Source organism: Pseudomonas shirazensis, assembly GCF_050496565.1.
GTDB classification, from domain to species: Bacteria; Pseudomonadota; Gammaproteobacteria; order Pseudomonadales; family Pseudomonadaceae; genus Aquipseudomonas; species Aquipseudomonas shirazensis_A.
On sequence record NZ_JBNWAE010000017.1, the window covers coordinates 83050 to 101857 of the forward strand.

Below are 18808 nucleotides of genomic sequence, written 5' to 3' on the forward strand. Positions count from 1 at the left end.
CGGCGCTCGGCTTACACAACACCTCGGCCGCAATAGTGATCATCCAGCATGACGTGGTTCAGCATCTTCAGCTCGTCGGTGGAGTGCTTCGAGAAGAACTCATCAGCGATCGCCCTGCTCACTTCCAGCGAGGGTGCAAAGCTGCCCAGCAATGCGTTACGTACCTGCAGCGCATCCTCGGCAAACTGGATGACGCCATTGCGCAGCTCTTGCCTGAACGCGTCGCCGGTGCGCTCCTGAGCAGACAACTGACGATGGTGCGCCTGGACACTGATACCATCTTCAGAAGTGTACTTGACCACCTGTCCATCGCTCGAACTGAGCAGTTTCTCCAGCTCAAAGCTGCGCAGGTACATGATCGGTGCCGCCAGGCTGTGTTCGACGTTATGCATCAGGCAGCCCCGAATGATGACTTCGTGGCTGTCGGCAACTTCGATTGAGCGCTCGTCGGTCGCCAGGTAGTAACCATGAATCTGTTGGCCAGTCAGCTTGCACAGGTAGTTCTGAATGGTTGCGCCATAGCCTACATCGACCACTGCGTTTTTCTCACCGCCCACCAGCCCCATCGACTGCAGGTAAAGGCTCAGCGCAGCATGCTCTGCATGCGCCTGCTCGAAGATGGTCTCGGCCAGCTTGGTCAACAACGGCTTCAAAGCGGTCAGATTGCCGTTGCGAACCTCCACAGGCGTCTGTTGACCAATACCGGTTTCAGCTTGCAGTTGGCTCCAGACATCGTCGCTCAATTCAAGACCGAAACGCTCCAGCAAATAGTTGGATGCGGTATTGATGTAGTAATCACCCTTGGCCACGGCGAAAATATCGTCAATGGTCTTGAGCAGCGGCACGCTGCAGGTTCGACGCGAAACCACCAGATATTCGGCCGGCGGTGCGCTTGTCACACCTTGCGCCCAGACATCGTAAACAGCCTTCATCAACTGTCCCTCACGGGCCAGGAAGTGCAGCCGTTCGACGCCGTCGCGCTGGGCATTGTCTATCAGCCACTGGGCCATACCGGTCAACATCGGACCCACAAGGCTGTACCCGATATTGTACGCCGTGGCGTGGAATAAAGAGCCCGGGTTCAGCTCGGGGTAAGTCACCGCCGGGAAGTTCTGCCTGAACAACAAGCCCAGGGTCAGCTCGGCGTTGAGGTCGTGGGCAAACTCGTATTTTTCCACAATGCCGCGCAAGCGCGGCATGCCCCGAGCCAATTCGGTCGGGCGCAGAATATGCAAGCCTACACAACCCTTGTCGCAGGGTATCTGCAGATCGGAGCGCTCGTTGTCGCCCACCATGATCAGTTCATCAGGCTGCAACCCGTGAACTTGCAGAACATGGTCATATAGCTGCCCGCTGTCCTTGCGCACTCCCACTTCGTTCGACAGGTAGAACTCGGTCCAGCCATGGATGCCGTTGGCGTTCAGTGCGCGGGTGATCAGCGCTTTGGGCAGGAACATATCCGAGATGAGCACCACCGGCTTGCCCGCCAACTTGGCACGCTCGAACAGCTCGACGCCACCACTGCGTGCGGACAGCGATTTGTACTCGGTATGCTCTTCAAGCTTGCGGATGGTCGCTACGTCCTGGTCTGACAGCTGACTCAGGTGCTGGAATGCTTTATAGATATCATCCAGGTCAACGTCGCGGCCCTTGTTCTTGCGGGCTTCGCCTTCTGCCGCCACACGATAATCGCTGTACAGCCCAGCCAGATTTTCCGGCAGATTCGCGGCAACGATACGCTTGGTCGACTCTGCGTCGATCAGCGGACGGATCAGCAGCGTGTCGAATATATCGAAGCCGATGCACTTGATCTTCGGATTCAAGAAATGGTCGGCCATCGAATCGAACGAGCGTCCGACCGATTGGTCGAGCCGCCAGGAAGACCAGGTCGGGTTTACAGTATCCTGGATGATCCCTGGCTGCAGACCCTGCTTGCGTGCACTCAAGGCCAGCAGCCGCTCCAGACAGTGAGCGAATGTCCCATCGGTCTGGCCGGCTTCCTCATTGAAGTCGTTGATGGTTATGTTGGCATTGAACAACGGCCGCAATGCGTCTCCCCGGGCCCAGAACATGGAACCGGCCGGGAAATCGAAATACCCCTGCGGCACTGGCGCAATACCCAGGCGTGCACACCAGGCAGTACCCATGCCCTTGTTGGCCAGCCAGGTATTGGCCTGACTGGGCACCGACTTGAAGTTTTGCGGATAGACAATGCCCTTGTCTGCAGCCAGCAAGGTAAAGATTCTACGAATGGTTGCAGTGCTTCCCAACAGATTGCCAGCCAGATACTGGCGCCATCCTTCGGTGGCGCCAGCGTTGTACAGCGACTTCTTGCTGTGCAAATGGGCGATGTAGTCATAGCGGCGCAGCGCTTCGCCGAAGGTGCAGAACATCGGCGCAATATCGCGGCCGCGATTGTCGACGATCTGGAATGTCTGCGCCTTGCAATGCTCCAGTTTGGCGAACGCTGCGCGGCAGGCACTTTCGCCCTCGGCGTCTTTGACCGACACGTAAAGATCATAGTCGAAGGGCATATTCTTCAAATACCCGGCAAACTCAGGAGCCAGGTCTTCGTAATACATATGCAAGTGGATAGCGATAGTGCCCTGGACATGCTCGGCTTGTTCTACGCCGTCGAGCGTGATCAAGGTGTTATCGACTGCTTCGATGTGCACCTGAGCGCCGTTTTTCCACAGCTCGTAGTGAGGGCTGCCGCGGAACACCCCACCCAGATTGCGATAACCCCAGTGCAGCACCGGGGTGCGATACTTCGGCGGTATCGCCCAATACAAGGGCTTTACCTGATCAAGCAGCCGCGCACGCAGGCCACCGGCAACCAGCGGACGCTGACCACGCACAGCGCGCGAGAGCACCCGCAACGGAGCCGTGATCTTCCAACTGGTGGAGCTGTGAAGGCCGTGCATGATCGCTGCATAATCTTCGGCAGAACGTTTGGCCTGTTGTTGAAGGCTCGCAAGCTGCATGCGCAGGCTCTGCAGCTCTTGCTTGGTCCTGGCAGTCTCATTGCGCGCGTTTACCAGTTCATCCCGCAGACTGGAGAGCGCCTCTCGGTCAAGCTCGGCGGCGAGCGCCCGCTGCTGGGCATCGGCCAATTGCGCTTGCAGCGCTGCTGTCATTTGCGCGGGCGCCTTTTGCGCTTCCGCCAATTGGCCCTGCATCAGACGTCGATTTGTTTCAGCTTGGGCAAGCTGAGCTTGCAAATGATGCCGGCTCCCCTGCAATGCGGCGTTCTCTTCACGCAGCTGGCTGATCAACCGTGCCTCCGGCGTGCTTTGCTCAACGTTCACTAACTCAGCCTCCCCCGACATTCGGGTATCTACGATATCGCTAAAGCGATCGAGTATTTTATTCTGCAAATGCATCTGCAAGCCTGTGGTCTGACGACGCCAAGGGCAGCGCAGTGCCCGTGTGCGTCCAAGGCCCCGGCCGCTCCGGCCGGACGCCAGTCCTGTTACAGGTCTGGCTGAGCACTGACATGTAGTTGAATATCCAACATCGGAATCCCGATCAGACCAGACGCCGATGGATCATGACTGCAGTGGAAAATGACCGCGTCGTGAATCCAGTGATGGGATGTGTGGTCTTGCTGGGTGCCATCTGCAATCGCCACCTGAATCGAGTAGTCACCACTGGCAAGCCAAGGCATGGCAAAGGTGAACTGCGCATTGATGGCTTGCCCTGGCGCGGCAGCGGGCCGCAGTGTGTCTTCGATGCTCAGCGTGTTGCTGCCAAACAGGAACTGCCCGAGACGATCCTTGATGTAAAAGCCCAGCACAGGGCTTTTCAGTTCGGTGAAGGCGATTGCATGAATCGACAGGGTCACCACTTCGCCGCCGGTAAGCGCACGAATGTCACTGCCATCCTCTGCCGTCACATTGACATGCTTGATCTGCGCGCCCAGCGGATCTGTCTGAGGTGAGGCTTGCAAGTTGGACTGGAACAAGCTCATCGGGCCGGCTGAAGCATAGCGATGCTCACCGGCCCAGATTTCGCGCAACTTCCTGGCGGTCGACGATGCCTGTGTCTGGTCTTGAAGGCTCTTGTCCTGAGTGGCACCGAGAATGAAGTTCAGATAGTGCTCACTGGTTTCCTTGGCATCGCCAAGTTCCTGGGTCTGCCCATCGGATAACCACAGTGCCTTGTCGCACAGCGCAATGACGGAGGTGCTGTCGTGGCTGACAAAAAGCAGCGTCTTCTCTTCTTTAAACTTGCGCAGAAAGCGCATGCATTTCTGAGTGAAGATGGCGTCACCAACAGCCAATGCTTCATCGATGATGAGGATGTCGGCATCGACGTGAGCAATGGTGGCAAAGGCAAGCCGCACGAACATGCCACTTGAATAGGTTTTTACCGGCTGATCGATGAAATCCCTGATTTCGGAGAAATTCACGATGTCATCGAAACGCTCGTCTGTCTGCTCTTTACTCAAACCATAAAATGCAGCGCTGAGGTAGACGTTTTCTCGACCGGTGAATTCAGGGTTGAAGCCTGCACCCAATTCCAGCAACGCAGCAACTCGGCCAAACGTTTGCACTTGACCATGAGTCGGGCTCAAGGTGCCGCATATAAGCTGCAGCAGGGTCGACTTGCCCGAACCGTTGCGGCCTATGATACCGAGGGTTTCACCCTTGTTAAGGGTAAAGGAGACATTCTTCAGGGCCCAGAATTCACGGCTGTAGGCTTTCTGCTTGAGCCCTAGGGCTTGCTGCACACGCGGCATGATCGACTGCTTCAGGCGATCCTGCGGCTTGCTGTAGATATGAAAGCATTTCGATACGCCTGTTACGACGATCGCCGGTTCTGCAGACTGGGGGGAATTATAAGACATCAGCAAAGCCCTTTCTTGTTCTCTGGAACCATGCATAGCCAAGCCAGGCAGTGAGCAACGCCATTAACATGTAACGGCCCAGTCCCATCCAATCTGGCAGATGGCCCCAAATCAGGACTTCGCGCACCTGCTCGATAATAAAGGTCAGCGGGTTTGCCTCCATCAATGGACGCATTTCGACCGGCAGCGAGCTGACGGGAAAGAACACAGGGGACATGAACAACATCACCATGGTGATAATGCCGATGGTTTGCCCCACGTCACGCAGGTATACGCCCAGCGATGCGAGCACCCATGCCAGGCCTTGTACGAATATGATGAAAGGCAGCACCACCAAGGGTACCAACAACATGGTCGCGTGAAACTCACCATTGACGACAATGATGGCGCACAGCAAGACCAGCAGGCTGACGCCACTGTGGAATAGCGCGGTGCACATCGAGATGACGGGCAATATCTCGAGCGGAAACACCACTTTTTTAACGTAGTTGACGTTCGCCAGGATCAAGCCCGGCGCCCTGTTCAACACCTCGGCGAACAAGCCGTGAACGATCATGCCGGCAAACAGCAGCACGGCGAAATCGCCTTTGCCTTCATCGGGAGACGTCGTCCAACGCGCCTTGAATACGACTGAAAAGACAAAGGTGTAGACGGCCAGCATGAATAATGGCGTCAGGAAGGACCACAACAGCCCCATCACCGAGCCTTTATAGCGGCCTGCCACTTCTCGACGCGCCATCTGCATGATCAACCGGCGGTATTGCCAGAGATTGCTGATCAGCGCCTGCGGCGATATGGGGGCCTGCGAATGCGGGTTCATTCAGTTACCTCGGTGAATTAATCGATCTTTGCATACGCGAAAACCCGCGCAGGCCCAAGCACCGCAACATGTGGCGGTGTCGAACCTGCGCGGGCCTCGAGACAATCAGGCGAAGGTATCCGCGTCCTCGAATGCTGTATTGTGCAGATCTTTTGCTGACAGTGTCGGCGTGCCCTGGTAGGGCCACTCAATACCAACGGTAGGGTCATCCCAGGCCAGGCTGCGCTCGTGCTCAGGTGCCCAGTAGTCAGTGGTCTTGTACAGGAACTCGGCGCTTTCCGAGAGCACCACAAAGCCGTGGGCGAAGCCTTCAGGCACCCACAGCTGATGTTTGTTCTCAGCACTGAGATGAGCGCCCACCCACTGCCCAAATGTCGGCGAGCTCTTGCGCATGTCGACCGCGACGTCGAACACTTCGCCCTGCACGACGCGCACAAGTTTGCCCTGGGGTTGCTGGATCTGGTAGTGCATGCCACGCAGCACGCCCTTGATCGAACGGGAATGATTGTCCTGGACAAATTTCACAGGCCGGCCAACGACCTCTTCGAACACTTTGTGATTGAAGCTCTCGAAGAAGAAGCCACGATCATCGCCAAAAACCCGCGGTTCGAAGAGGATGACTTCAGGAATTGCCAGAGCTGTTGCTTTCATGTGAAAAAAAATCTCCAAATACTATTCGTTCCGGTGTGCCATCGAGGGCATTCCCGAATGCTGCCCCACCCTTGAAACAAAGGCTGAGGACGTTACGCGATGATCAAATTCTGGCTAAGAATGCAGCGATAGTCAGCGTGATGTTACCGGCAAAGGTCTGTCGATACACACCTGATCGACGCAATGCTCGCAAGCGTGAAGGCAGACCGGATCGCCGGGCGCCCTCAAAGTGCTCGAGAATGGCGCGATTTTGCGGTGTCAAGCCAGCCCTGAAGGTACACAGCAACCTTAGATTGGCGTCATTCCAGGTTACAAAACGACCTGTCAGCATCTTGCCGAACCGATGCAGCATCTGCTTGAAGCTCGTGTTCGCGCCAATCAGATTATCGTCATGCTGACGGTATTCCAGACTGGGCTCAGCATCGTAGATCGCGGTACCACCACACCCGGTGACCAGGATGTAAGCCAGCCAGTCATGGGCCACGATCTCAGCATCGGGCGGTAACTGCATGATCAGCTCGCGAGCGGCCGCATTTATCACCATGGTATTGGCGCCAGCAAGGCTCTGAACCAACGCGTTCTGGAAGGATGGCGGCCGCGTGAACAGCGGTGAGTACCCCACAGTGCGCCGTGCTGCATCGACCAACTGAGTCCTTGAGCAATACAGAGCCGGCTGGCCAGGCGCTAATTTGACCAGATGAGCCAGGCTTCGTTCCAGCTTGTCATTGAACCAGATGTCGTCCTGATCGCTAAACGCGTAGTACTGGGCGTTGACCTGCGGGCGCTGCAGCAGCGAGATGAAGTTTTTTGCGAACCCTTGGCGCGGCCCCTCAAATACCTGCACACGCCCGGCACCCCATCGTTGTTGATACTCAGACAATATCAGACGCGTCTCATCGGTAGACCCGTCATCCGAGACGTACAGAGTCCAATGAGTGAACGTCTGACCGTGGAAAGATTCAAGCTGCTCACGTAAAAACGATGCACCATTGTAGGTACACATCAATATGGCAATGCTGACAGGTGCCTCAACTGCAACATCGGTAAAGCTATAACCACCTATCAAGTTGTCACGCTCTCCATGTAGTCTGCCCTTGTCCAAATGAGTAGATCTGGACTGCATAATTTCGTTCACTGGCTCAGTCCATACCGTAGCGGCGTACTACGCGCTTTCAGTTTTAGGTACCGCCGAGTGTAATTATAAATACTCAATTCACGAGCCGCAGCGACCGTAGTTGTCCTCAAAGCGAACGATGTCATCCTCGCCAAGGTACTCACCACTCTGTACTTCGATCATCACCAGATCAATAACACCCGGATTTTGCAAACGGTGCTGATTGCCTGCTCGGATGTAGGTTGACTCATTGGTATTGAGCATTAGCTCGTCGCCATCATTGATCACAACAGCCATACCACTGACTACAATCCAGTGCTCGCTGCGATGGTGATGCAGTTGGAGTGAGAGAGAGGCCTTGGGCTTGACCACGATGCGCTTGATCTTGAAGCGGTCACCTTCCTCCAGGGTGGTATACGTTCCCCAGGGTCGGTGCACCGTTCGGTGCATGAGGTGTGCGGCATGACCCTCGCTTTTCAGCCGAGTGACAATGTGCTTCACCTCTTGCGCATGGTCTTTGTGGGCAATCAACAGTGCATCTGGTGTATCAACCACCAACAGATCCTGCACACCGACCAATGCTGCAAGGCGGTCTTCAGTGTGCACATAGTTGTTGCTTGCGGCGTATGCCATGACGTCGCCTTCGAAGCGATTGCCCTGCCCATCTGCCTTGGTCAGTTCACTGACCGCATTCCAGGAGCCAATGTCACTCCAGCCCAGATCGCAAGGAACGGTCGCTACTTTGCTGGAGCGCTCCATCAGCGCATAGTCGATGGAGATGTCAGGCGCCTTGGCAAATTGTTCGCTATCCAGCACCAGACAGGCATAGCCAGATGCACTTGAGGAGCGTGAGACACTCAGCGTACGCTCAACCGCTTCAAGTACGTCTGGCGCGTGCTGCCTGAATTCTTCGAGCACGGTGCCGACCTGGAAGCAGAACATGCCGGTATTCCAGAAGTAGTTGCCCGTTGCCAGATAAGACTTGGCCGTTTGCAGATCCGGCTTCTCGACGAAACGCTCGACTTTCAAGCCAGCGCCAACCACCTCGCTGGCCGTTTCGATGTAGCCAAAGCCGGTTTCCGGATACTTCGGCGTGACGCCAAAGGTGACCAACCATCCCTCGGAAGCGAGGCTGATGGCTTTGGCAACCGCGTCGCGGAACGCATCATCCTTCTGAATCAGGTGATCAGCAGCCAGAATCAGCATATAGGCCTGTGGGCCATGACTCTGCTGCAAGCGCAGCGCTGCGGCAGCAACTGCACTTGCAGTGTTGCGACCAAAGGGTTCGAGGATATAGCCTAGCGGCAGCTCACTGGAATTCACCGAGCGGTATTCGTCTTCGGTCTTGAACAACAGCTCGCGATTGGTGACAGTGAGGACTTCGGCCACCCGCTCCAAGCCAGCAGCCCGAAGAAAAGCCTTCTGGATCAGGTTCTGTCCACCTGGCAATGTCATGAATGGTTTCGGATGAGTTTCTCTGGATACTGGCCACAGCCGACTACCGACGCCACCGGATAAAATAACCGGAATTAATTCCATAGTGAATCCTTAACGGTCATACGAAGTTGATAACTTCATGGACCTGGCATTAGTCTGCTTATGACGCCGCCACGACTAGACGGAATGGGGCGGGACGACGTGAAAAGCATGCGTCCCCAACGTCCGATCCCTTCGCCGTCCATAAGCAGGGATTTCAAGCACTGCCGCCTAGAATACCAGAGATCTTTCATGGAGGCTTGCGCGCTGGCCAGCAGTTGCGGGCCTGCATCAATGACAAGACACAGTAGCCAGAACATCCAAATCATCTCGGGACGGTGATCTCACATCGCCATCCATGCCGCTGATAGCGCCACTGCAGAGCCCTGCGCAACGCGTCCTTGGCGGCGGGCTCGCCATGCACCAGGATAATTGACTCAGGCGCGAGCCCGGCGCCCGAAGCGAATGCCACAAGACCGGCCTGGTCTGCATGCGCTGAATACCCCTGCAGAGTAATAACCTTGGCCCGAATGACGTGCATCTTACCGTCGAGGCTTACCTGCGATTCGCCCGCCCTGCCCTGACTCGCCTGAATGACCGCACCCGGCGAACTCCTGACCTGATACCCCACAAACACCACTTCATGCCGCGGATCACCCAGCATGGCCTTGAGGTAATTAACGATCCGCCCACCCGAACACATGCCATTGCCGGCAATCACGATCGCTGGTCGGCCAGTGCTCTTCAGATAATTGACCACTTGCCTGTGTTTGGCATGGCTGTCGACGCACACCAACTGAGCGAAGCCAAGCGGCTTGCGACCTTCGCTCAAGCGTAGGCGGGCTTCATCATTCCAGTACTGATGCAGCTCCCGATAGACCTGAGTGACGCGCTGAGCCAGCGGCGAGTCGAGGATAATCGGTAACTGTGCCCAGTCGAACTGGTCGTTGCTGACGGCACCAGCCGAGCTATCGAGCAGGCCTTTGAGGTGGAGGATCTCTTCGATCTCGTAGAGCAGCTCTTGTGTCCGGCCGAGGCTGAATGCCGGGATCAGGATCGTGCCCTGGTCAGCCAAGGCACGATCTATCGCTGCTTCCAGACGCTAGCGCCGATCGCTGCGGTCTGCGTGCAGGCGATCGCCATAGGTGCTTTCAAGTACCAGCACATCGGCGCGCTCCGGTGGCTGGACCGGACGCAACAAGGGGCTATGAGGCGCGCCGATATCGCCAGAGAACACCACCCGGATGCAGCCCGATGGCGCAGGGGTACTGATGTCACACTCGATGTACGCTGAACCGAGCAAATGGCCGGCACGTTGCAGGCGAATACGGCACTGCAGGTTCGCGCGCTCGAGCAGACTGTGCCACTGACCGAAAGCGATCGGCTCTACCAGACTTTTTAGCAGGTGCAGAAAACGCGTTATGTGCGCGGACTCGCTACTGATGCCGAGCTTGAAAGCATCTTCAAGAATCAGCGGGAGCAGTTTGGCGGAAGGCTCGCTACAGAAGATCGGGCCGCGAAAGCCTGCGGCCAGCAGTGCCGGAATGCGACCGACATGGTCGAGGTGCACGTGAGTGATAACCAGCGCCTGAATGCCGCTGATATCGAAGCCCAGCGCGGGGGAATCAGGGCGGGCATCGGCGCCTTGCTCAAGACCGCAATCGATAAGCAGACTGGTGGCGGGGTCCAGGTGCAGCTGATGACAGGACCCCGTGACGCCGCGGGTACCGCCATGGTGCGTGATAACGGGGAAGGTCATGCTGCTGAAGCCCTGCGCAGGGGGTGAAAATGAAGCGGGCTATTACTCCATTTTCTTCGCAGGCCTCATATCGGCTACGTCTGCTAACGCTGTAGGACGTTTCCTCAGCTCTCTGCCAAGGCCGCCTGACGTGCCGATGCACGAATCCTGCGCTTACTGCGCATGACGCCGTAGGCACCAAGCAACGGACCGAGGGCCAGGCCAACCACCAGGGCCGCGAGTACTGGCAGTGCTACGGGCACTGCGGGGGCAGTCCAGCCGAACAGTACCAGGGCGACGGTTTGCTGGTTCTCCACCACGAAGAACATTACCACTGCTGCCAGCAGCAGGACGAACAGCAGCGCCAGGGCGCGCTTGAGGTTACGCATCGGTCTGATCCTTTGATTGCACTCAGGCTTCGGTTTCGTGCTCTTCTTCGTTGACCCGGTCTCGCAATTCCTTGCCCGGCTTGAAGTGCGGCACGAACTTGCCCTCAAGGCTCACCGACTGGCCAGTCTTGGGGTTGCGACCCACGCGAGGTGCGCGATAGTGCAGCGAGAAGCTGCCAAAACCGCGAATCTCGATGCGATCGCCGGTAGCCAGGCACTGGGCCATTTGCTCGAGCATGGTCTTGATGGCCAACTCGACGTCCTTGGACGAGAGTAAACCCTGGTGGGTGACAATACGTTCGATCAGCTCCGACTTCGTCATGTTTTTCCCTTCGTTATCAAGCAGCTAGATCATTGCTTAACCAGTTTGTAGCACGCTCTGGGGGATTTGAACAGGGCGCGTCTTGACTTAATAAAAAAATTCAAGATTGGTGCGCGGGGAACTTTTTCGGTGCAGGGGGTTGGGGTGGTGCTGGGTAGAGGGGTTTGTTGGGGCTGGGTTCTAGATAGCCGGGGCTGCTGTGCAGCCCTTTCGCGACACAAGGCCGCTCCTACAGAGAGCGTTGCGGTGGAAGAGTTGCGTAGCGATCAGGCCTTCTGTTGGCAGGCAACAAATCGCAGGCAATAAAAAAGGGCGACCTAAGTCGCCCTTTTTCTACCGATCAAGCAGAACTCAGTTCTGTTTGGCCATTGCTTCGCGCAGCAGCGCAGCCATGGTGGTGTCGGCAGCAGCTGCCTCAGGAGCCTGTTTCAGGCTCTGGATAGCTTCACGCTCTTCAGCATCGTCTTTCGATTTGATCGACAGGCTGATAACGCGCGACTTACGGTCAACGCTGATGATCTTGGCTTCGATCTCTTCGCCTTCCTTCAGAACGTTACGCGCGTCTTCAACGCGGTCACGGCTGATTTCGGAAGCTTTCAGAGTAGCTTCGATGTCGTCGGCCAGGGTGATGATGGCGCCTTTGGCGTCAACTTCCTTGACGATACCCTTGACGATTGCACCCTTGTCGTTGACAGCAACGAAGTTGGAGAACGGATCGTCTTCCAGCTGCTTGATGCCCAGGGAGATGCGCTCGCGCTCTGGATCAACCGACAGGATGACAGTTTCCAGCTCGTCGCCCTTCTTGAAACGACGTACGGCTTCTTCGCCGGTTTCGTTCCAGGAGATGTCGGACAGGTGAACCAGACCGTCGATGCCGCCGTCCAGGCCGATGAAGATACCGAAGTCGGTGATCGACTTGATGGTACCGGTGATCTTGTCACCCTTGTTGAACTGGCCGGAGAAGTCTTCCCATGGGTTGGACTTGCACTGTTTGATGCCCAGGGAGATACGACGACGCTCTTCGTCGATGTCCAGAACCATAACTTCCACTTCGTCGCCAACCTGAACGACTTTCGACGGGTGGATGTTTTTGTTGGTCCAGTCCATTTCGGAAACGTGTACCAGACCTTCAACGCCTTCTTCCAGCTCAGCGAAGCAGCCGTAGTCGGTCAGGTTGGTAACGCGAGCTTGTACGCGAGTACCTTCTGGGTAACGAGCAGTGATAGCTACCCACGGATCTTCGCCCATCTGCTTCAGACCCAGCGAAACGCGGTTGCGCTCACGGTCGAACTTCAGGACGCGAACATCAACTTCGTCACCAACGTTGACGATTTCCGACGGGTGCTTGATACGCTTCCAAGCCATGTCGGTGATGTGCAGCAGGCCGTCGATGCCGCCCAGGTCCACGAATGCGCCGTAGTCGGTGAGGTTCTTGACGATACCTTTGACTTGCTGGCCTTCTTGCAGAGTTTCGAGCAGAGCTTCACGCTCGGCGCTGTTCTCGGCTTCGAGGACGCTGCGACGCGAAACAACGACGTTGTTGCGCTTCTGGTCCAGCTTGATGACCTTGAATTCCAGCTCTTTGCCTTCGAGGTGGGTGGTGTCGCGCACTGGGCGGACATCAACCAACGAACCTGGCAGGAACGCACGGATACCGTTAACGTCGACAGTGAAGCCGCCTTTAACCTTACCGTTGATAACGCCCTTGACAACTTCTTCGGCAGCGAAAGCAGCTTCCAGAACAATCCAGCACTCGGCGCGCTTGGCTTTTTCACGGGACAGCTTGGTTTCGCCAAAGCCGTCTTCGACCGCGTCCAGCGCAACGTGAACTTCGTCACCGACCTTGATGGTCAGCTCGCCAGCTTCGTTGTAGAACTGCTCGAGCGGGATGACGCCCTCGGACTTCAGGCCAGCGTGTACGGTAACCCAGTCGCCGTCGATGTCGACAACGATACCGGTGATGATCGCACCCGGCTGAAGATTGAGGGTTTTCAGGCTTTCTTCAAAGAGTTCTGCAAAGCTTTCGCTCATTTTAATTCCTGTAGATTTGGGCGAAGAAGACGCCCCTAACCACACTCCAGACAATGTGGGTTTCGTTATTTAAAGGAAAACCGGCAAGACGTTGACTGGTGCCCCTGCCTGCTTTCCTGATCATCAGGCGATACCGCGAAGTGCGATCTCGCTTTTGATGCGTTGCAACACCTGCTCGATGGACAACTCGGTAGAGTCCAGCTGTATCGCGTCGGCCGCCGGTTTGAGCGGGGCCACCGCACGCTGGGTGTCGCGCTCATCGCGCGCACTAATCTCATCTAGCAGACTCGCCAGCCTAACATCGTCGCCTTTCGCTTTCAACTGCAAATAACGACGACGCGCCCGTTCCTCGGCGCTGGCGGTCAAAAACACTTTAAGCGGCGCGTCCGGGAACACCACAGTGCCCATGTCGCGGCCGTCTGCGATCAGCCCGGGAGCCTCCTGAAACGCGCGCTGGCGTTGCAGCAGGGCATCGCGCACCGCGGGCAGCGAGGCCACCATCGAGGCGCCGGCGCCGACTGCTTCGGTACGGATGTCGAGGCTGACGTCGTCACCCTCGAGCATGATGCGCTGCAGCTTACCCTCCTCGGCCGGGTAGAACTGCACATCCAGATGAGCGGCCAGCTTGGTCAGCAGCTCTTCGTTGGTCAGGTCGACGCCATGATTGCGCGCGCTGAAGGCGAGCAAACGGTACAGCGCGCCGGAATCGAGCAGGCGCCAGCCGAGCTCACGTGCCAGCAGCCCGGCTACGGTGCCTTTGCCCGAACCGCTTGGGCCGTCAATGGTAATGACCGGGGCCTGGGCGTTCACGACTTGGCCTCTTCGGCCACACGAATGCCGACTTCGGCGCACAGCGCGAGGAAGTTGGGGAATGAGGTGGCAACGTTGGCGCAGTCATGGATACGCACCGGCGCGGTAGCCCGCAGCGAGGCGATGCTGAAAGCCATGGCGATACGGTGGTCGCCGTGGCCGTGCACTTCGCCGCCGCCGATCGGGCCGCCGTCGATGATGATCCCGTCCGGGGTCGGCTCGCACTTCACGCCCAGGGTGATCAGGCCGTCGGCCATTACCTGGATGCGATCGGATTCCTTCACTCGCAGTTCTTCAGCGCCGCGCAGGATGGTCCGGCCTTCGGCGCAGGCCGCGGCGACGAACAGCACCGGGAACTCGTCGATAGCCAGCGGTACCAGCTCTTCAGGGATCTCGATGCCTTTGAGTTTGGCGCCGCGCACGCGCAGGTCGGCTACCGGCTCGCCACCGACCTCACGCTGGTTTTCCAGGGTGATGTCGCCGCCCATCAGGCGCAGGATGTCGATGACACCGGTGCGCGTCGGGTTGATGCCGACGTGCTCAAGCAGCAGGTCCGAGCCTTCGGCGATCGACGCAGCCACCAGGAAGAATGCTGCAGACGAGATGTCTGCCGGCACTTCGATGCGCGTTGCAGTGAGTTTACCACCGGCCTGCAGCGAGGCAACCGGGCCATTGCTTTCGACCGCATAGCCAAACCCGCGCAGCATGCGCTCGGTGTGGTCGCGGGTTGGCGCAGGCTCGGTAACGGTGGTCACGCCTTCGGCATACAGGCCGGCCAGCAGCAGGCAGGATTTGACCTGAGCACTGGCCATCGGCAGCGTGTAGTTGAGTGCCTTGAGCTTCTGCCCACCACGAATGGTCAGGGGTGGCCGGCCATCGGCGCCGGTCTCGACCACTGCGCCCATTTCCCGCAGCGGGTTGGCGACACGGCCCATCGGCCGCTTCGACAGCGAGGCATCACCGGTCATGGTCACATCGAACGGCTGGCCGGCGAGCAGACCCGACAGCAGGCGCATCGAAGTGCCGGAGTTGCCGACATAGATCGGCCCGGGCGGGGCTTTCAGGCCGTGCAGGCCGACACCGTGAATGGTGACCTTGCCATGGTTGGGGCCTTCGATGACCACACCCATGTCGCGGAAGGCCTGCAAGGTTGCCAGCGCATCCTCGCCTTCAAGGAAGCCTTCAACTTCAGTGGTGCCTTCGGCCAGCGAGCCGAGCATGATCGAGCGATGGGAAATCGACTTGTCGCCTGGAACGCGGATCCGTCCGGACACGCGGCCACCAGGTTGGGCCAGGAAAATCAGATCGTTGGCGTTCATAGCGTCCACATAGGCCCGGCGGGCCAGGATTTTACTGAAATGCTCGCGGGCAACCCGTGCGCGGGTAAATACCCCCAGCAGCTGGTGCCCATCCCCTGCATCGACCGCGTCGCGCAAGGCGTCGAGATCGGTGCGAAATGTATCTAGCGTGCGCAGCACCGCCTCGCGGTTGGCGAGGAAGATGTCATGCCACATGATCGGGTCGCTGCCGGCGATTCTTGTGAAATCGCGAAAGCCCCCTGCAGCGTACCGGAAGATTTCGAGGTTTTCATTGCGCTTGGCCAGCGAATCGACCAAGCCGAAGGCCAACAGGTGTGGCAGGTGACTGGTAGCCGCCAGCACTTCGTCGTGACGCTCGACCGTCATGTGCTCGACATCGGCGCCCAATGCGCGCCACAGGCGGTCGACCATGGCCAGTGCGCCAGGGTCGGTTTCCGCCAGTGGCGTAAGAATGACTTTATGCCGGCGGAACAGCGCGGCGTTGGAAGCCTCTACCCCGCTCTGCTCGGAGCCGGCGATCGGGTGGCCGGGAACGAAGCGCGGCAGGTTGCTGCTGAACACTCCGCGGGCGGCACGGACCACGTTGCACTTGGCGCTGCCGACGTCGGTGACGATGGCGTTGCCGAGGTCAAGCCGGGCCAGCACGGCGAGCAGTTTTTCCATGGCCAGGATCGGCACGGCGAGCTGGATCACGTCGGCGCCGATGCAGGCGCTGGCGAGGTCTTCTTCGCAGCGATCGACTACACCGAGGGCAACCGCCTGCTTGCGCGACGGGGCATCCAGGTCGACGCCGACCACTTCGCGGCACAGGCCGCTTTCACGCAGGCCCTTGGCGAACGAGCCGCCGATCAGGCCGAGCCCGACGACGACCAGGCGGTTGATGATTGGCGTGGGTTTGGGAGTTGGTGCGTTTACCACTGGTGCGAACCCTGTTGATGGATCAGGTCAGTCTGGGAGGGCCATTGGGGCTGCTTTGCAGCCCATCGCGACACAAGGCCGCTCCTACACGATGCTACGGCTGCCCGCAGAACCTGTAGGAGCGGCCTTGTGTCGCGATGGAGCGCATCGCGCTCCCAAAGGCCTGCAATCAAAGCACTGCCTTCGGATAAGACCCCAGCACTTTCAGCGCCACGGCTTCCTGGCTGATCTGCTCCAGCACTGCCTTGATCAACGGATCACGGTGGTGCCCAACAAAATCAATGAAGAACACATAGGTCCACTTGCCACTGCGCGACGGCCGGGTTTCGATCCGGGTCAGGTCGATGCCGTTGTCGTGAAACGGCACCAGCAGCTCGTGCAGCGCGCCCGGCTTGTTGCTCATCGACACGATGATCGAAGTCTTGTCGTCGCCGGTCGGCGGCACTTCCTGGCTGCCGATCATGAGGAAGCGCGTGGAGTTGTCCGGGCGGTCTTCGATTTTCTCGGCAATACGGGTCAGGCCATACAGGTTGGCTGCCATATCGCCGGCAATCGCCGCCGAGTTCCATTCACCCTTGACCCGCTTGGCCGCTTCGGCGTTGCTCGACACCGCCACCCGCTCGACATTCGGGTAATGCGCATCGAGCCACTTGCGGCACTGGGCCAGCGACTGCGCATGGGAATAGATGCGGGTGATGCTGTCGGTCTTCGTGCTCTCGCCCACCAGCAGGTGATGGTGAATGCGCAACTCAACTTCGCCGCAGATGACCATGTCGTGCTCGAGGAAGCTGTCGAGGGTGTGGCTGACCGCACCTTCGGTGGAGTTTTCCACCGGCACTACGCCGAAGTTGACCGCACCGGCGGCCACTTCACGGAACACTTCGTCGATCGCCGCCATTGGCCGGCTGATCACCGCGTGGCCGAAGTGTTTCATCGCCGCCGCCTGGGTGAAGGTACCTTCAGGGCCGAGGTAGGCGACTTTCAGCGGCTGCTCCAGGGCCAGACACGAAGACATGATTTCGCGGAACAAACGCGCCATCTCTTCGTTGCCCAGTGGGCCGGCGTTGCGCTCCATGACGCGCTTGAGCACGGCAGCTTCACGCTCGGGGCGGTAGAACACCGGCGCCTCGCCTTCGGCCAGGTTGGCCATCTTGACCCGAGCCACTTCCTGGGCGCAGCGCGCGCGCTCGCTGATCAGCTCGAGGATCTTCTCGTCGAGGCTGTCGATGCGTACTCGCAGGGCTTTGAGTTCGTGCTCGACCATCAGGCGTGCTCCTTCTCGAATTCAGCCATGTAGCCGACCAGCGCTTCCACCGCGTCCTGACCCAGGGCGTTGTAGATCGATGCGCGCATGCCGCCCACCGAGCGATGGCCCTTGAGGTTGAGCAGGCCGCGTGCGTCGGCCCCTGCGAGGAACGCCTTGTCCAGGCGCTCGTCGGCCAGGCGGAACGGCACGTTCATCCACGAACGGGCGTTGACGCTGATCGGGTTGCTGTAGAAATCGCTACCGTCGATAAAGCCGTACAGGCGGTCTTTTTTCGCCCGGTTGCGCGCTTCCATGGCTTCGACACCGCCCTGCTCCTTGAGCCACTCGAAGACCAGCCCCGAGAGGTACCAGGAATAGGTTGCCGGCGTGTTGTACATCGAGCCGTTGTCAGCCGAAACCTTATAGTCGAGCATGGTCGGGCAGCTGCTGCGGGCGCGACCGAGCAGGTCTTCACGCACGATCACCACAACCAGGCCACTTGGGCCGATGTTCTTCTGCGCGCCGGCGTAGATCAGGCCGAACTGGGACACGTCGGTCGGGCGCGAGAGGATGTCCGAAGACATGTCGACCACCAGCGGTACGTCACCGGTCTGCGGCACCCAGTCAAACTGCAGGCCACCGATGGTTTCGTTGGACGCGTAGTGGACGTAAGCGGCGTCCTTGCTCAGGGTCCAGTCGTTCTGGCCGGGGATGGCGAGGTAATCGTAAGGCTTGGCGCTGGCAGCAATGTTGATGTTGCCGAAGCGACGCGCTTCTTCGATGGCCTTTTTCGACCAGATGCCGGTCTCGATGTAGTCTGCGGTGCCGTTTTCCGGCAGCAGGTTCAACGGGATCTCGGCAAATTGCTGGCTGGCGCCACCTTGCAGAAACAGCACTTTGTAATTGGAGGGGACGGACAGCAGGTCACGCAGGTCCTGCTCGGCCTTTTCGGCAATGGCCACGTAGTCATCGCTGCGATGGCTCATTTCCATCACCGACAGACCCTTGCCATTCCAGTCCAGCATTTCCGCCTGGGCGCGCTGCAGGACTGCTTCAGGAAGCGCAGCAGGGCCTGCGCAGAAGTTAAAGGCTCGTTTGCTCACATCCACTCTCGCTCTGCTCTGG

At 58.4% G+C, this 18808-nt stretch carries 14 protein-coding genes and 1 pseudogene; 1 reads left to right on the forward strand and 14 read right to left on the reverse strand.

The window, feature by feature from the left end:
* Positions 1-11 precede the first annotated feature (11 nt).
* Positions 12-2924, reverse strand: coding sequence for a rhamnan synthesis F family protein (locus ACQZ2L_RS21280; RefSeq protein ID WP_430327730.1), 2913 nt, complete (start codon positions 2922-2924; stop codon positions 12-14).
* On the opposite strand from ACQZ2L_RS21280, the gene ACQZ2L_RS21285 reads away from it, so the two are divergent.
* Positions 2910-3311, forward strand: coding sequence for a hypothetical protein (locus tag ACQZ2L_RS21285; protein ID WP_430327731.1), 402 nt, complete (start codon positions 2910-2912; stop codon positions 3309-3311). The two genes, ACQZ2L_RS21280 and ACQZ2L_RS21285, sit on opposite strands and share 15 nt — an antisense overlap.
* 161 nt (positions 3312-3472) lie before the next feature.
* On the opposite strand, the gene ACQZ2L_RS21290 is transcribed toward ACQZ2L_RS21285, so the two are convergent.
* The 13 genes and pseudogenes from ACQZ2L_RS21290 to serC all read right to left on the reverse strand — a co-directional run bounded on the left by ACQZ2L_RS21290 (position 3473) and on the right by serC (position 18786).
* Positions 3473-4849 (reverse strand): ABC transporter ATP-binding protein, encoded by a 1377-nt coding sequence (locus ACQZ2L_RS21290; RefSeq protein ID WP_430327732.1) that lies wholly within the window; start codon positions 4847-4849, stop codon positions 3473-3475.
* The gene (locus tag ACQZ2L_RS21295; RefSeq protein ID WP_430327733.1) at positions 4839-5669 is read right to left on the reverse strand and encodes an ABC transporter permease; all 831 of its coding nucleotides are present in this window, start codon (positions 5667-5669) and stop codon (positions 4839-4841) included. The genes ACQZ2L_RS21290 and ACQZ2L_RS21295 overlap by 11 nt, the downstream gene beginning before the upstream one ends.
* 105 nt (positions 5670-5774) lie before the next feature.
* The gene (rfbC, locus tag ACQZ2L_RS21300) at positions 5775-6320 is read right to left on the reverse strand and encodes a dTDP-4-dehydrorhamnose 3,5-epimerase (RefSeq protein WP_430327734.1); all 546 of its coding nucleotides are present in this window, start codon (positions 6318-6320) and stop codon (positions 5775-5777) included.
* A gap of 103 nt (positions 6321-6423) precedes the next feature.
* Positions 6424-7455 (reverse strand): glycosyltransferase family 2 protein, encoded by a 1032-nt coding sequence (locus ACQZ2L_RS21305; protein WP_430327735.1) that lies wholly within the window; start codon positions 7453-7455, stop codon positions 6424-6426.
* A gap of 78 nt (positions 7456-7533) precedes the next feature.
* The gene (locus ACQZ2L_RS21310) at positions 7534-8973 is read right to left on the reverse strand and encodes a mannose-1-phosphate guanylyltransferase/mannose-6-phosphate isomerase (protein ID WP_430327736.1); all 1440 of its coding nucleotides are present in this window, start codon (positions 8971-8973) and stop codon (positions 7534-7536) included.
* A gap of 262 nt (positions 8974-9235) precedes the next feature.
* Positions 9236-10669, reverse strand: a pseudogene (locus tag ACQZ2L_RS21315) (MBL fold metallo-hydrolase RNA specificity domain-containing protein).
* A gap of 104 nt (positions 10670-10773) precedes the next feature.
* Positions 10774-11037: a LapA family protein gene (locus ACQZ2L_RS21320; protein ID WP_430327737.1), complete on the reverse strand. Its 264-nt coding sequence runs from the start codon at positions 11035-11037 to the stop codon at positions 10774-10776.
* Between the two features lie 22 nt (positions 11038-11059).
* Positions 11060-11359 carry an integration host factor subunit beta gene (gene ihfB / locus ACQZ2L_RS21325; protein ID WP_101321649.1) on the reverse strand — a complete coding sequence of 100 codons (300 nt, stop codon included), beginning with the start codon at positions 11357-11359 and terminating at the stop codon, positions 11060-11062.
* A gap of 351 nt (positions 11360-11710) precedes the next feature.
* Positions 11711-13390 (reverse strand): 30S ribosomal protein S1, encoded by a 1680-nt coding sequence (gene rpsA / locus ACQZ2L_RS21330; protein WP_101321650.1) that lies wholly within the window; start codon positions 13388-13390, stop codon positions 11711-11713.
* A 123-nt stretch (positions 13391-13513) separates the two neighbouring features.
* Positions 13514-14200 carry a (d)CMP kinase gene (cmk, locus tag ACQZ2L_RS21335; protein ID WP_101321651.1) on the reverse strand — a complete coding sequence of 229 codons (687 nt, stop codon included), beginning with the start codon at positions 14198-14200 and terminating at the stop codon, positions 13514-13516.
* Positions 14197-16437, reverse strand: a complete 2241-nt coding sequence (locus ACQZ2L_RS21340; protein WP_430327738.1) for a bifunctional prephenate dehydrogenase/3-phosphoshikimate 1-carboxyvinyltransferase — start codon at positions 16435-16437, stop codon at positions 14197-14199. The genes cmk and ACQZ2L_RS21340 overlap by 4 nt, the downstream gene beginning before the upstream one ends.
* Before the next feature lie 169 nt (positions 16438-16606).
* The gene (gene pheA, locus ACQZ2L_RS21345) at positions 16607-17701 is read right to left on the reverse strand and encodes a prephenate dehydratase (RefSeq protein WP_430327739.1); all 1095 of its coding nucleotides are present in this window, start codon (positions 17699-17701) and stop codon (positions 16607-16609) included.
* Entirely contained in the window at positions 17701-18786 is a 1086-nt protein-coding gene (gene serC / locus ACQZ2L_RS21350; RefSeq protein ID WP_430327740.1) for a 3-phosphoserine/phosphohydroxythreonine transaminase, read from the reverse strand. The genes pheA and serC overlap by 1 nt, the downstream gene beginning before the upstream one ends.
* Between the last annotated feature and the right edge of the window lie 22 nt (positions 18787-18808).

Bases quoted from the DNA above. Each gene is read 5' to 3' on its own strand.
- ACQZ2L_RS21280 (WP_430327730.1), bottom strand. From the start codon at position 2,924: ATGCACGGCCTTCACAGCTCCACCAGTTGGAAGATCACGGCTCCGTTG.
- ACQZ2L_RS21290 (WP_430327732.1), bottom strand. From the start codon at position 4,849: ATGTCTTATAATTCCCCCCAGTCTGCAGAACCGGCGATCGTCGTAACA.
- ACQZ2L_RS21295 (WP_430327733.1), bottom strand. From the start codon at position 5,669: ATGAACCCGCATTCGCAGGCCCCCATATCGCCGCAGGCGCTGATCAGC.
- rfbC (WP_430327734.1), bottom strand. From the start codon at position 6,320: ATGAAAGCAACAGCTCTGGCAATTCCTGAAGTCATCCTCTTCGAACCG.
- ACQZ2L_RS21310 (WP_430327736.1), bottom strand. From the start codon at position 8,973: ATGGAATTAATTCCGGTTATTTTATCCGGTGGCGTCGGTAGTCGGCTG.
- ACQZ2L_RS21320 (WP_430327737.1), bottom strand. From the start codon at position 11,037: ATGCGTAACCTCAAGCGCGCCCTGGCGCTGCTGTTCGTCCTGCTGCTG.
- ihfB (WP_101321649.1), bottom strand. From the start codon at position 11,359: ATGACGAAGTCGGAGCTGATCGAACGTATTGTCACCCACCAGGGTTTA.
- rpsA (WP_101321650.1), bottom strand. From the start codon at position 13,390: ATGAGCGAAAGCTTTGCAGAACTCTTTGAAGAAAGCCTGAAAACCCTC.
- pheA (WP_430327739.1), bottom strand. From the start codon at position 17,701: ATGGTCGAGCACGAACTCAAAGCCCTGCGAGTACGCATCGACAGCCTC.